Raw genomic sequence first — 13,684 nt, 5'->3', positions numbered from 1 at the left:
CCCGACAGCTTCATGCAATTTTCAGGCGTAGTTCCATCGGGTGTCGTCATGGCCGCACTACGAACCGAGGGGTTGACGAAGTACTACGGCGAGATCCGTGGGATCGAGGACCTCTCGTTCTCGGTCCGCGAGGGCGAGGTGTTCGGCTTTCTCGGACCGAACGGCGCGGGCAAGACCACCACCATCCGGACGTTGCTGGGGTTTCAATCGCCGACGAGCGGGAGCGCGACCGTGCTCGGCCACGACGTGACCGACGAGGCCGCGATGATCGAGGCCAAACGCCACCTCGGCTACGTCCCGGCGGTAATGGGCTTCGACGAGCGCGTCACCGGCGAGCGGTTCCTCCGATATCAGGCCTCGCTCAAGGGCGACCAGCGGAGCGAGGAGCTGTTGGAGTTGTTCGACCCGCCGATGGAGCGAAAGATCGGTGAGTACTCGACGGGCAACAAACGAAAGCTCGCGATCGTGCTCGCGTTCATGCACGACCCCGACCTCGTGGTCATGGACGAGCCGACGTCGGGGCTCGACCCGCTGATGCAGGAGCGGTTCTACGAGTTCGTCCGCGACGAGCAGGCCCGCGGGGTGACGTTCTTCTTCTCCTCGCACGTCCTGAGCGAGGTCCAGAAGATCTGCGACCGCGTGGGGATCATCCGGAACGGGACCCTCGTCGAACTCGAAACCGTCGAGACCCTGCTCGACCGCGGCGGGAAGCGGGTCTCGGTCCGGGTGGCCGAGTCCGTCGACCCGGCAGCGTTCGCGCTCGATGGGGCCCACGACATCGAGGTCGTCGGCACGGACCGGTCGGTGACGGGGGCGTCGGCCGACGGGGGACGAGCGGATGGAGTCGATGTCGAAGGCGACGGCCAAGCAGAGTCGTCGAGCGGTCGCGCGGGAACCACCGTCCGGTTCACCTACACCGGCGACTACAACGCGCTCCTCGATCGGCTCGTGGGCTACGACGTCCTCAACCTCGACATCGGCGACGCGCCGCTCGAAGACGTCTTCATGCGATTCTACGGCGAGGTCGAGCCATCGAACGGGGGCGAGAAGCGTGCTTGAGGTCGCGCGCTACGAGGGCGAACGCCGGCTCGTCGTGGCGGGCGCGATCACCGCCGCCGCGTGCTTCTACGGCGCGATGTTCGTGGCGCTCACGCCCTCGTTCACGAACGTCGACCTCGACGCCATCCTGGAGAGCTATCCCGACCAGCTGGTCGTCGGCTTCGGGATCGAGAGCCTCGACAGCCTCGCCGGGCTGCTGTCGGTCGAGCTCTACCAGTTCGGCTGGGTCCTGGTGCTCGGGCTTTACCTCGCCTACACTACGGCTTCACTCGTCGCGGGCGGCGTCGAGAGCGGGCGGCTGGACACCCTCCTCGCCGCACCGGTCTCCCGGTCACGAGTCGTCGCCGAGGCGTTCGCCTCGATCCTCGTCCCGATCCTCGCGGTCAACGCGGTCACGCCCGTGGTGATATACGTCGGTGGCTGGCTCATCGACGACCCCGTGAACACCCAGAACCTGATCGCACTGCACGTCCTCGCCGTTCCATATCTACTGTGCTGTACGGCGATCGGGCTCGCGTTCTCGGTGTTCCTCCCGACCGAGCGCCTCGCCCAGCGCGGGGCCGTCGGCGTGCTCGTGGTGGCCTTCCTCGCCCGAACCCTGGTCACCGGCACCGACTACGCGGTCGTCGAACGGTTCACGCCGATGCACTACTTCGACCCGAGCGCGATCCTGCTCGACGGCACCTACGACCTCGGGGGCGCAGCGGTCCTGCTCGCCGCGACCCTCGTGCTCGTCGTCGCGAGCCAGCTCCGCTTCCGGAGGATGGATCTGGGATGAGCTTCGAGATACTGCGCTACGAGGCTCGTCACCGGGTTCGCGGCGCGCTCGGCGTCAGCGCCGCGTTCTCGCTGCTGGGGCTGGTCTTCCTCGCGCTCGCACCGCAGATCGTCGCCGGAAGCGAGGTCCAGGGTCTCGCGGACGCGCTCCCGCCGCAGTTCCGGGCGGCCTTCGGTCTCGAAAGCCTCACGAGCGTCGAGGGGGTGCTCGCCGGCGAGTACTACACCCTGTTCTGGGGGCTCTTCTTCGGGATCTACCTGGCCTACAGCGCCGCCGAGTCGGTCGCGGGCGACGTCGACGCCCACCGGATGGAGACGCTGCTCGCGACTCCCGTCTCGCGCTCACGCGTGCTCGTCGAGAAGTTCCTCTCGTTGCTCGTTCCCGTCCTCGTCGCCAGCGTGGTGGTTCCCGTGGTGCTCGTCGCCGGGTCGTGGCTGGTCGAGGAGCCGGTCGCGGTCGCCGACCTCGCGGCGCTCCACCTGCTCTCGATCCCGTATCTGCTCTGCTGTGGGGCGATCGGACTGGGCTGTTCGGTGGCCTTCGACCGGGTCGAGACCGCGCGCAACGCTGCGGTCGGGACACTGTTCGGTCTCTACCTCCTCGAATCGCTCGTAGTGGGTTCCGACGTCTCGTGGCTCGGCACCCTCGCGCCGATGGCGTACTTCGACCCGAACGCGATCCTGGTCGGCGGGACCTACGACCTCGCTGGCGCGCTGGTCCTCCTCGGCATCACGGCGGCGCTGGTGCTCGCCAGTCGGGTTCGGTTCGAACGGATGGACATCGGATAGGAGAGAGACCGTTCGATCCAGAACCGGAAAGCACGGGTACCGGATACGGACGGGTCCCGAACCGGGATCGGACGATCCATTCAATCGTCGGAGCCATCGGCGTCGGTGGTCCCCGTCGCGGTCGCTGAGGCTGCATCCGGGGATCGCGGGAATCGATTTGATAAGGACGGGCCGTGTTCCCTCCGGTATGGTCGACGATCGGGTCGATATGCCGGCGGGGTGGGCGACGCCGCCGACGTTCGAGGCCGGCGGGACGCGCTGGCATCGCTATCGGTACCAGCCGTCCGAGACGACCACCATCGAGGTTCGGCTCGGCGAGCGAGGGCCGGACGGCCCGGACGTCTTCCGCCTCCACCTCTCGATGCGCCTGGCCGACCGCGGTCCCGTCACCCACGACTTCAGGGTGGGCTCCTACGACGACCTCGCCGACGCCGTCGAGGCGACCGAGTGGCTCCTCGCCCGGCTCGCCGACGAGATGTTCGACACCGACCCGGTCGAACGGGTGCAGGCGGCGGTCGACGACCTCACGACCCGAACGACGACGCGGGGTAGCGCGCTCGTGCGTCTTCGGCGGTGGTTGCTCGGGGGATGAGCACGGTCCGAGCCCGTTTCGAGCGGTGTCCGACCGCCACCTCTCCCTTGAGGTTTATGCCCGCGGCGGACGGACGACCGGCATGACTCACGATTGTTCGTTTCTGACCGACCACCTCCCGGACGACCGGGTCTCGTTCGGCGACGACGACCGTGGCGACCACGCCGCCGACTGGGGGACACCGCCCGGCGAGGACGTCGTGCCCGACGCGGTCTGCTGGCCTGGCTCCACCGAGGAAGTCAGCGCGGTGCTCGCGGCCGCCACCCGGCGAGGCGTTCCGGTGACGCCCTACGCGGCGGGCACGGGGCTCGAAGGCAACGCGCTGCCGGCCCATCGCGGCGTGAGCATGGACCTCACGCGGATGGACTCGGTGCTCGACGTCCGCCCCGCGGACTTCCAGGTCGACGTCGAGCCGGGCGTGCTCGGGTCGGCGGTGAACGACGCGGTCGACGACCACGACCTCTTCCTCCCGCCGCTCCCACAGTCCGCCGACATCTCGACCGTCGGCGGGATGGTGGCGAACGACGCGAGCGGGGCGAAGACGGTGAAGTACGGCGAGGTCCACGACTGGGTGCTCGGGCTCGAAGCTGTGCTCGCGGACGGGACCGTCATCGAGACCGGGAGCCGGGCGAAGAAGACCTCCAGCGGCTACAATCTGACCGACCTCCTCGTCGGAAGCGAGGGCACGCTCGGTGTGGTGACGCGGATCACGTTCGAGCTCGCCCGCCGGCCGAAACAGGTCCGCGGCGGACGGGCGACGTTCGATGACCTCGACGCCGCGGCCGAGGCGGTCTCGGCGACGATGCAGGCGGGGGTCGACGTCGCCACGATCGAACTCCTCGACCCGCTGAGCGCCGCGGTCGCCAACGCCTACTCCGGTACCGATCTCCCCGAATCGCCGGTAGTCTTCCTCGAGTTCCACGCGAACCACGGTATCGGGACCGAGGTCGAGACCTGCCGCGAGGTGTTCGAACGGTGCGGCGCGACGGGGTTCGAGGTCGGCGCGGGCGAGGCGATGGAGCGGCTCTGGCAGGCCCGCCGCGACCTCGCGCCCGCGATGGTCGCCTACGACCCGCCGCGCCGACCCGTCAAACCCGGCGACGTCACCGTGCCCATCAGCGACTACCCGGCGATGGTTCGGTTCGCGAAGGACGAGGCCGCGGCGCACGGCCTCGACGTGCTGTGTTTCGGGCACGCTGGCGACGGCAACGTCCACTACAACGTGCTCGTGGACCTCGACGACCCGGACGAACGCGCGGCGGGCACGGCGGTCTCGGACGCCATCGTCGAGCGCGCGATCGAACTCGGCGGCACCTCGACCGGCGAACACGGCGTCGGCCAGGGAAAGCGCAAGTACCTCGTGGCCGAGCACGGGGAGAGTAGCGTCGAGGCGATGCGTGCGGTCAAACACGCGCTCGACCCGACGGACACCCTCAACCCGGGGAAGATCTTTCCCGAGACCCTCGACGGCGAGCGGCTGTGGGTCGACCCACCCGAGTAGACTCTTACCCCGTCGCCGTCGAGGCGTTCGCGACGGCCTCGTCGTACCACGACGGGCGCTCGACCGTGGTGGTCCCGATGTCGGTGTAGCTCACCCAGCGGTCGACGTGGACCGTTCGCCCCGTCTCGTTCGGGGCCCCCGGGCCGTCGAGCGTCGCGGTGTAATCGAGGCGGTACTCGCGAACGAGGCCAGTGGGCGCGATCAGCGCGCGAAGCGAGGGGTACCGGAGCTCCTCGACGCCCCCGTCGGCGAACGCGTTCGGGTTCGTCACGTCGGTCGCCGTGACCTGATAGAACCGATCCCCGTTTCGACGCGTCTCGCCGACGAACCGGGTCTCGGTCGCGCCGAACACCGTGTAGACCGCCTGTCCGGTCCCCGGTTCGAACCGGAAGAACCCGTTGTAGCCCTCGCGAACCGATGCCGGGCTCCCGTCGAGACCGCGTTGCGTGTCGTAGGACGTGTTCCCGTCGATCCGCTGTGCGGTGAGGACCTGCGACCCGTCCGACCACGCTTCGACGCTGTACCACGAGGCGTTGCGGACCGGTACCGACCCGGAGCCGTTCGACGAGACGTGGTACCGACTTCGGTTCGCCGCGAACCGTCCGATCCGCTCGTCGTGTCGGTAGGTGCTGCCGTTGGCGAAGCGGACCGTCGTCTCGCTGTGGACCGTGAACGAGCGGTTGTCGAGCACAGCGGCGTGGGCCTCGCCGAGCTCGACGGGGTCGGTGACGCCCGTCTCGTCGAGACCGGGGGCGAGCTGTGGGGTCGGGGTCGGCGTTGGCTCGTCGGTGGGCACCGCGACCGGCGTGACCGCCTCCGTGGGGGTGTCGTCATCGGAGACGAAGCCGTTGCAGCCCGCGAGAACGAGCGCCAGCACGAGGACCAGAACCGGAACCGAACGGGCCATTCGTTCTCATCTCGGCAAACCAGCGATATGTGCGTTGTGGTGGTCTCAGTCGTGAACCAGCACGTCGAGCACGTCCGGGCCGTCCCGGCCGAGGGCGCTCGTGACGGCCGAGGCGATATCCTCGGGTGACTCGATCAGTTCTCCACGCGCGCCGTGGCTCTCGGCGTTCGTCGGGATATCCACCGGTGGCGCGAACTCCATGTCGGTCCAGTCGTAGTCGGTCTCGTCGCCGCCGAGCAGGTCGAGGGTGTTGTCCTTCAAGATTCGATAGTTGCGGTTGTCGGGGATCACGACGGTGAGATCGAGGTCGTAGCGCGCAGCGGTGTAGAGGCTGTGGGGGTAGTAGAGATACGAGCCGTCGCCAACGAACCCCATGACGTCGCGGGGTTCGTCCCGGAGGGACTCGGCCAGCGCCGCGCCCACGGAGGCGGGGAGCCCGTAGCCGAGGCCGCCGCCCTTGTTGGAGATGTACTGTTCAGGCTGGAGCGGCCAGCGCGCGAGCATCGCGTACTTCGCGGTGATCCCCTCGTCGACGACGAAGGCGTCGGGGGCGGCCTCGTAGAGCGCGTCCACGAGCTCGGCCTTCGAGGCGTGTGGGCTCTCCTCGTCGCCGGTGCCGATCCCCGCTATCTGACCCGCAACCATCTCCTTCGTCGCGGCCACCGCGTCGAGGCGCTCGGTCCTGGTTCCCTCGTCGAGCCGGTCGCGAACCCGGTCCGCGAGTTCGTCCAAGACCGCCCCAGGGTCGCCGAGAACAGCGGCGTCGGCCGGCTGGTTCTTCCCGAGTTCGTGGGGCGCGTCGGTGAGGTGGATACAGGTCGTGTCGTCGTCGACGAGCTCGCGCTCGTGGCGCGTCAGCGTGGTGTTGGTCGAACAGCCCGCGAAAACCACTGTGTCGGCGCTCAACAGTGTCGCCGCGAGGTCCTCGTTGGGTGGGATCGGCGAGACCCACTGGTCGTGGTCGCCGGGGAAGTCGGTCTCACTGGCGAGGATCTCGCTGTGAACGCGGGTCCCGGCGGCCTCGGCGAACCTCACAGCCGCCTCGATCCCGCCGGCGCGCGCGACGTGGTCGCCGACGACGAGGACTGGATCCTCGGCCGCGACGAGGCGGTCGGCGGCGTGGTCGAGTTCTGCCGAGTCACCGCTCCCGGCGGTCGGGATCGGGCCGAGGCGCTCGGGGTGGGCGTCGGTCTCGGCGAGCATCGTATCGAGCGGCAGCCCGAGAAAGACGGGCCCCGTCGGCGGCGTGAGCGCCGTTCTGACGGCCCGCCGGACCATCGTCGGGAGCGCGGCCACGTCGAGCACTTCGTGACTACTCTTACAGAACTGGCGGGTCATCCGGAGGAGGTCGCCCGAAAGAATGGGTTCCTCGTGGCGGAAATCCGTGCTGTGATTGCCAGTGGTCACCAGCAGCGGCGCGCCGGCGACCTTCGCGGCGTAGAGATTGCCGAGACCGTGGGCGAGGCCGGGTGCGAGGTGGAGGTTCGCCACCCCCAGCGGCGTCACGGAATCGTCGTGGTGTGCGTGATAGCGCCGTGTCTGGGCGTAGCCGCCGGCCATCCCGACCGCGATGTCCTCGTGGAGGCCTAGAATATACTCGATGTCGCTGTCGGCGATGGCGTGCACCACCGGGAGCTCGGTGGTCCCGGGGTTGCCGAAGACGTGCTCGACGCCGTAGTCGGCGAGCGCCTCGATGAACAGTTCGGCCCCCGTCCGGGTCGGATCGGTCATCCCTCACACACACTCCGGCCGTCGGCATAAGTGTTGTAGCGCCGGCCCACGTCGATTTTTGGTCCCCCTGGTCGATGGTCGGGTATGCACGACACGACGGACGACCCGCCACCGAAGCACCGTCTCGCCACGTTGCTCGCGACCGGCGAGGGCGGCACCCCCGGACAGGTGGTCGACTGGTGTGTGATGGCGTTGATCGTCCTCAACGCGCTCCTGGTGATGCTCGAAACCGTCGGATCGCTCGACGCCCAGTACGGCCACCTCTTCGAGGCCTTCGCGCTGTTCTCGATCGCGGCCTTCACCGTCGAGTACGTCGCGCGGGTCTGGGCGGCCACCGCGGGCGAGACCTACACTCGGCCGGTGATCGGGCGATTGCGCTACATGGCCCGGCCGTACCCGCTCATCGACCTGCTCGCCATCGCCCCGTTCTACCTCGCGGCCGCCCTCGGGAACGTCGACCTGTTGTTCCTCATGCGGCCGATCTGGCTCCTCCGACTGACCCGCCTCACCCGGTATTCGAGCCGGATGCAGACGCTCGAACGGGTCATCTGGGCCAAACGCGAGGACCTCTCGATCGCGCTCTCGGGCGCGACGGTGCTGCTGGTGATCGCGTCGAGCCTGCTCTACTACGCCGAACACGACGCCCAGCCCGAGGCCTTCTCGAGCATCCCGGCCGCCCTCTGGTGGGGCATCGCGACCCTGACGACCGTCGGCTACGGCGACGTGGTTCCAGTTACCCCGCTCGGGAAGGCGCTGGCGGGCCTCACGATGGTCGGCGGGGTCGCCTTCTTCGCGCTCCCGGCGAGCATCCTCGCCTCGGGCTTCCTCGAAGATCGTGAGGAGACCCCGACGGTCTGTCCGCACTGCGGGGAACGGCTGGGCGCGCGCGACCCGAACCGCCCGCCGCACCACGAGGATTGAACCGTCCACACGAGCAACGGGCTTTCGTTGCTGCGCTCCCTACTCCGGGTATGGCATCAAACACGGACCGTGCGACGCTCGCCGGCGGCTGCTTCTGGTGTACCGAGGCCGCGCTCGAAGAGCTCGACGGCGTCAGTGAGGTAACGTCGGGCTACGCCGGCGGCCACACCGAAGACCCGACCTATCGGGAGGTCTGCTCGGGGAACACCGGCCACGCGGAGGTCGTCCAGGTCGAGTACGACCCCGACACGATCACCTACGAGCGCCTGCTGGAGGTCTTCTTCACCGTCCACGACCCGACCCAGCTCAACAAGCAGGGCCCCGACGTGGGAACCCAGTACCGCTCGGCGGTCTTCACCCACGACGAGGCCCAACAGGAGACCGCGGAGGCCTACGTCGAGGCGCTCGACAGCGACGGCGGCTACGAGGACGACGTCGTGACGGAGGTCGAACCGCTCGACACCTTCTACCGCGCCGAGGAGGAGCACCAGAACTACTACGCGAAGAACCCCGGCGACGCCTACTGCTCGTTCCACGCCCAGCCGAAGATCGAGAAGGTTCGCGAGAAGTTCGGCGAGATCACCGCCTGAGTTCTCCATCGGGGGTTTCTTGCGAGCGCGCCGTCTGTCTCGGGTAGTGGAAACCAGCCACCGCATCGTCGTCGGGGATGCGAGGGATCTCGACGCGGTCGCCGACGACAGCGTCGAACTCGTCGTGACCTCGCCGCCGTATCCCATGATCGAGCTCTGGGACGACACCTTCGCCGAGCTCGACCCCGCGGTCGAGGAGCGGCTCGCGGCGGCCGACGGTCGCGGCGCGTTCGAGGCGATGCACGCCCTCCTCGATGGGGTGTGGCGCGAGGTGGCCCGTGTGCTCGTCGACGGCGGCATCGCCTGCGTCAACGTCGGCGACGCGACCCGGACCCTGGACGGGAGCTTTCGGGTCTATCAGAACCACTCCCGAATTATCGACGCCTTCGAGGCGCTCGGCTTCGACCCGCTGCCCGAGATCCTCTGGCGGAAGCCGACCAACGCCGGCGCGAAGTTCATGGGCAGCGGGATGCTCCCGCCGAACGCCTACGCCACCCTCGAACACGAGTACATCCTGGTCTTCCGGAACGGCGCGACACGGCGCGGGTTCGAACCCCACGCCGACCGCCGCTACGAGGCGGCCTACTTCTGGGAGGAGCGCAACCGCTGGTTCTCCGACCTCTGGACCGACGTCACGGGCGAGCGCCAGGCGCTCGACGGCGGCGAGTCGCGGGAGCGCTCGGCGGCCTATCCCTTCGCGATCCCCTACCGGCTGATCAATATGTACTCGGTCTACGGCGACACGGTACTCGACCCGTTCTGGGGCACCGGCACCACGGGTCTCGCCGCGATGGTCGCCGGGCGAAATTCGGTGGGTTACGAGCTCGATGCCGGCCTCGTCGAGGGATTCGCCGACCGGGTCGCGGACGTCCCCAACCTCTCCCGGCGGGTCATCGGGGACCGACTCGACGGCCACCGCGCGTTCGTCGAGCGAAGACGGGCGACGGGCAAGGGGTTCGACTACGAGGCCGAACGCTACGACTTTCCCGTGACGACCAAACAGGAACGCTCGATGGCGCTGCGCACCGTCGACCGGGTCGAGGCGATCGACGGGGGCTACCGAGCGGTTCACGAACCGGCCACGACCGACTCCTGAGCCGCGACACGGAGGAAAACAGCGCTTCAGTTCGAGCGAAGACCGCGGGTCAGTCGTCGTTCTCGCCCGCGGCCCGGTTGCCGCCGGTCGTCTCGCTGGCTTCCGGGTCCGGCCGGTGGCTCACCGTGAAGAACGGCTCCTCGTCCGGACCCATGAGGTGTTCGTGGTAGTAGTCGCGGGCGGTGACGTAGCTCGCGTAGAGCAGGACGAGGAAGTAGAGCGAGAAGGGCAGCGCCATCACCGGCGAGAACGACTGCATCGCGCTGAACGACGGGAGGTTGAGGGTCATGACACCGAGGAACGCAAGCAGCACGCCCCACCACGCACGATTGCGTGCGTTGGGGTCCTCGGTGCCGAGGGTGATCGCCGAGAGCATGAAGACCGCCGAGTCCAGCGTCGTGAGGATGTAGCCGACCATCACGAGCACGAGCAGCAGCCCCAAAACGTTGCCGTAGGGCGTGATCGAGATGGCGGTCGCGACCGCGGCCGGGATGTCGCCGTTCGAGAGCGCGGTGCTGACGGGGCCGAAGTACTCGGGCGAGAGCACCCAGCCGCCGATGATGGCGTGCTGAGCCCAGACGAGCCCCGAGGGCACGACCACCAACGCGAAGAAGGTCTCGCGGATGGTGCGTCCCTTCGAGACACGCGCGACGAAGCTCCCGACGAACAGCCCCCAGGCCGCCCACCAGCCCCACCAGAAGCTGGTCCACTGCTGGGGCCAGTCGCCACCGCTCGTGGGCGCGGTGAAGAACATCAGTCGCGGCAGGTTGTTGAGCCAGATCCCGGTGGCGTCGATCCAGATGTTGAGCGTGAACAGCGTGGGACCGACGACGAACAGCATCAGCGCCGCGAGCACCATCAACACGATCGTCACCCGGGCAGCGTTCTGGATCCCGCTTCTGAGCCCGAGCCAGACGTCGGCCAGGAAGACGAGGCCGATGGCGAGAAGGAGGCCGTAGGTCAGCGCGGTGGCCTGGAGCCCATAGACCACGTCCAGGATGGTCGAGAGCTGCTGGGCGGTGAACCCGAGCGTGGTGGCGATCCCGCCGACCATCGCGACCAGCGCCGAGAGGTCGACGAGCCAGTAGAGCCAGCCGTAGTCCTCGCGGTCGAGCGCCACGTCGAGCATCGAGCTGAGTTTGTACTCCGAGACCGAGCCGGTGTAGACCATCAACGCGAACGAGAGCGCCACCGGGATGTACCACATCGCCATCCCCGGGAACGACTCGTGGAGAAACATGAACGCGAGCGAGAGGGGTTTGATCGTGGTGCCGCCGACCGGCAGCGTCGACGGCGGGCTGTTGACGATCTGGATCGGTTCGCCCACCCCCCAGACGATGATCGAACTCCCGAACCCGACGGTGAACACCATCGCGATCCAGGAGTAGAAACCGAACTCGGGGTCGGCGTCCTCGCCGCCGATACGGATCGTTCCGTATCTGGAGAGGGTCATGAACAGCCCGAAGACGAGCAGGACGCCGCCGAGCGCCATGAACCACCAGCCGAAGTAGTGCATCACCCAGTCGTAGGTGCCGGTCAGGGTGTTGCTCAACAGCGGCGGGTTCAGGATACCGACGACGACCAGCGCGACCAGCGCGCAGATCGTGACGAAGAACAGCCCGATCTCGCCCCAGTCGGCGTCGTCGAGCCCGAACGCGTACGCGATCCCCATCAGATCGCCCCGACGGCGAGACCGTCGCCGCCAGAGCGCCTCTCGGCACGAATGTCGATTGTGCGCCGATCCATCGTCGCTGTCGTCGAGACGACCGGTGTCCAAGCCACAGGTGGCCCGGCTAAACGTACACCGACGGGTAAACCCTGTGGTGTGGAAATCGGCGTCTCAGGGCGCGAGCGCCGTCATAGTCGCTTCGATCTCCGCGAGGCTCGCGTCGCGCGGGAACGACACCGCGACGCGGTCCACACCGTCGATGGCGGCGAACGATTCGAGGCGGTCGCGCGCCGTCTCGGGCGTACCCGCGACCGCGAGCGAATCCAGGAGGTCGTCGTCGATGGCCGCGGTCGCGGCCTCGCGGTCGCCGGCCTGCCAGCGGTCGTAGACCTCGTTCGCGGTCGCCTCGTGGCCGGAGCGCGCGAGGCTGTCGCGGTAGAAGGTGCCCATTCCGCCGACGTAGAAGGCGAGGTGCTGGCGGACCGACTCGCGCGCCCGGTCGGGGTCGTCGAGGGCGGCGCAGGTCAGCGAGAGCGTGACGCGAATTTCGTCGGGATCCCGACCCGCGAGGTCGGCTCCACGACGGAGGTCGTCGAGCCGGTCGCGGAGCCCGTCCCGCGTGAGGAGGAGCGCGTGCCAGCCGTCGGCGAACCGACCCGCGAGCTCCACGCTCTTGGGGCCCATCCCGGCTGCATCGACGGGTGGACGGGGTTCGGGGGGCTCACATCGCAGCCGGAAGCCCGCGAGGTCGAAGTACTCGCCGTCGTAGCTGACCGCCTCGCCCGAGAGAACCCGCTTGACGACCTCGACGGTCTCGCGGGTTCGCCTGAGGGGGTTGCCGTAGTCGACGCCGTGCCAGTTCTCGACCACGATGGGACCCGACGGACCGAGGCCGAGTCGAAAACGACCGTCCGAGACCTCCTGCAACGTGGCGGCGGTCTGGCCGATCAGCGCGGGCGAGCGCGAGTAGACCGGGAGGATCGAGGTCCCGATCCCGATCTCGCTGGTGCGGTGGGCGATGCTCGTCAGGACGGTGACCGCGTCCCGGCCCCACGTCTCGGGGAGCCACACCCGGTCGTAGCCGAGCCCTTCGGCGCGTTCGGCCTGCTCGCAGAGCGCGTCGACGCTGGGCTGGGCCGCCACCGGCAGGAAGACCTCGCGGGCCATCACTCGGGCGATTCCATGATGTCTGGGACGCCGCGGGCGGTGACCGTCTCGCCGGTGAGGTACGACGACGCGGGGCTGGCGAGGAACTGCGCGACGTCGGCGATCTCCGCGGGCGTTCCGATCTTCCGGTCGACGTCGTCCCGGTCGATCTCGTCGGCCGTGACACCCATCTGGCTCGCGACGCCCGGCGTGGCGACGAACCCCGGCGCGATGCAGTTCACTCGGACCCCGTCGCTCGCCCACTCGTAACCGAGCGTCGAGGTGAGGTTGATGATCCCCGCCTTGGCGGCGGCGTAGTGACTCATGAACGGCGCGCCGTCCTGTCCCGCGACGCTCGCGAAGTTGACGATCCGACCGCCATCGTTCTCGCGCATCACCTCGCCAGCGGCCTGGGTGCAGTGGTAGGTGCCATGCAAGTTGATGTCGACGATGGTCTTCCAGCCGTTCTCACTGATGCCCTCGAAGTTCGCCATGAAGCTCGCGCCGGCGTTGTTGAGGAGGCAGTCGACCCCGCCGAATTCTTCTACTGTTGCCTCGACCAGCGCCTCGACGGCGTCGCGGTCGCGGACGTCGCACTCGACCGCGAGCGCCGACCCCCCGGACTCCTCGATCCCCTCGGCCACGGGGTCGACGTTCGCCTGTTCGCGCGAACAGACCACGACGTCCGCCCCGTCCTCGGCGAAGCGCTCGGCAATGGCTCGCCCGATACCGCTCGACGCACCCGTCACGACCGCGACGTCGCCCGCGACGCTGAACTGGTCGGTCGTCATCGCCGCCTCCGCGTGGTGGGTTCCATCACATCGACCGTTACCGATGGCGCGCTAATAAACCCCATCGTAATCGACGTTGTCCTGAACTATCGATGTGTTTACCGTCGGTAACATA

Annotated in this window: 13 protein-coding genes; 8 read left to right on the top strand and 5 right to left on the bottom strand. The window is 68.4% G+C overall.

The features are described from left to right. The first annotated feature begins 48 nt into the window (after positions 1-48). The 5 genes from D3261_RS05345 (at position 49) to D3261_RS05325 (ending at position 4,718) form a co-directional block, all read left to right on the top strand. Positions 49-1,059, top strand: coding sequence for an ABC transporter ATP-binding protein (locus tag D3261_RS05345; RefSeq protein WP_120069915.1), 1,011 nt, complete (start codon positions 49-51; stop codon positions 1,057-1,059). Next, on the top strand, positions 1,052-1,837 hold the full coding sequence (locus D3261_RS05340; RefSeq protein WP_120069913.1) for an ABC transporter permease subunit: 786 nt from the start codon (positions 1,052-1,054) through the stop codon (positions 1,835-1,837). Before D3261_RS05345 ends, D3261_RS05340 begins: the two co-directional genes overlap by 8 nt. After that, entirely contained in the window at positions 1,834-2,625 is a 792-nt protein-coding gene (locus tag D3261_RS05335; protein WP_120069910.1) for an ABC transporter permease subunit, read from the top strand. The genes D3261_RS05340 and D3261_RS05335 overlap by 4 nt, the downstream gene beginning before the upstream one ends. A gap of 187 nt (positions 2,626-2,812) precedes the next feature. Continuing rightward, positions 2,813-3,217, top strand: coding sequence for a hypothetical protein (locus tag D3261_RS05330; RefSeq protein ID WP_120069907.1), 405 nt, complete (start codon positions 2,813-2,815; stop codon positions 3,215-3,217). Positions 3,218-3,299: 82 nt separating this feature from the next. Beyond that, positions 3,300-4,718: an FAD-binding oxidoreductase gene (locus D3261_RS05325; RefSeq protein ID WP_120069905.1), complete on the top strand. Its 1,419-nt coding sequence runs from the start codon at positions 3,300-3,302 to the stop codon at positions 4,716-4,718. A gap of 4 nt (positions 4,719-4,722) precedes the next feature. Here the strand turns inward: D3261_RS05325 and D3261_RS05320 are convergent, their stop codons facing one another. Further along, complete coding sequence (locus D3261_RS05320; RefSeq protein ID WP_120069902.1) at positions 4,723-5,625, bottom strand: hypothetical protein; 903 nt, start codon at positions 5,623-5,625, stop codon at positions 4,723-4,725. Positions 5,626-5,670: 45 nt separating this feature from the next. After that, positions 5,671-7,356 carry a thiamine pyrophosphate-binding protein gene (locus D3261_RS05315; RefSeq protein ID WP_120069900.1) on the bottom strand — a complete coding sequence of 562 codons (1,686 nt, stop codon included), beginning with the start codon at positions 7,354-7,356 and terminating at the stop codon, positions 5,671-5,673. A gap of 84 nt (positions 7,357-7,440) precedes the next feature. Here D3261_RS05315 and D3261_RS05310 point away from each other — a divergent pair, with 84 nt between their 5' ends. Genes D3261_RS05310 through D3261_RS05300 form a run of 3 tightly spaced genes read left to right on the top strand, consistent with a single transcriptional unit; the run spans position 7,441 to position 9,963 of the window. After that, positions 7,441-8,277: an ion transporter gene (locus tag D3261_RS05310; protein ID WP_120069897.1), complete on the top strand. Its 837-nt coding sequence runs from the start codon at positions 7,441-7,443 to the stop codon at positions 8,275-8,277. Between the two features lie 50 nt (positions 8,278-8,327). Further along, positions 8,328-8,867: a peptide-methionine (S)-S-oxide reductase MsrA gene (gene msrA / locus D3261_RS05305; protein WP_120069894.1), complete on the top strand. Its 540-nt coding sequence runs from the start codon at positions 8,328-8,330 to the stop codon at positions 8,865-8,867. Between the two features lie 46 nt (positions 8,868-8,913). After that, on the top strand, positions 8,914-9,963 hold the full coding sequence (locus D3261_RS05300; RefSeq protein WP_120069892.1) for a site-specific DNA-methyltransferase: 1,050 nt from the start codon (positions 8,914-8,916) through the stop codon (positions 9,961-9,963). A 49-nt stretch (positions 9,964-10,012) separates the two neighbouring features. Here the strand turns inward: D3261_RS05300 and D3261_RS05295 are convergent, their stop codons facing one another. From D3261_RS05295 to D3261_RS05285, 3 genes are all read right to left on the bottom strand, one after another. Next, positions 10,013-11,635, bottom strand: coding sequence for a BCCT family transporter (locus D3261_RS05295; RefSeq protein WP_120069890.1), 1,623 nt, complete (start codon positions 11,633-11,635; stop codon positions 10,013-10,015). 168 nt (positions 11,636-11,803) lie between these two features. Beyond that, the gene (locus D3261_RS05290) at positions 11,804-12,799 is read right to left on the bottom strand and encodes a TIGR04024 family LLM class F420-dependent oxidoreductase (protein ID WP_120069888.1); all 996 of its coding nucleotides are present in this window, start codon (positions 12,797-12,799) and stop codon (positions 11,804-11,806) included. Further along, the gene (locus D3261_RS05285; RefSeq protein ID WP_120069885.1) at positions 12,799-13,569 is read right to left on the bottom strand and encodes an SDR family NAD(P)-dependent oxidoreductase; all 771 of its coding nucleotides are present in this window, start codon (positions 13,567-13,569) and stop codon (positions 12,799-12,801) included. The genes D3261_RS05290 and D3261_RS05285 overlap by 1 nt, the downstream gene beginning before the upstream one ends. Between the last annotated feature and the right edge of the window lie 115 nt (positions 13,570-13,684).

Origin of the sequence: Halococcus sp. IIIV-5B (assembly GCF_003602035.1) — an archaeon.
GTDB classification, from domain to species: domain Archaea; phylum Halobacteriota; class Halobacteria; order Halobacteriales; family Halococcaceae; genus Halococcus; species Halococcus salsus.
The sequence above is the reverse complement of the archived record's forward strand: the minus strand, read 5'-3'. Positions and strand labels throughout refer to the sequence as shown.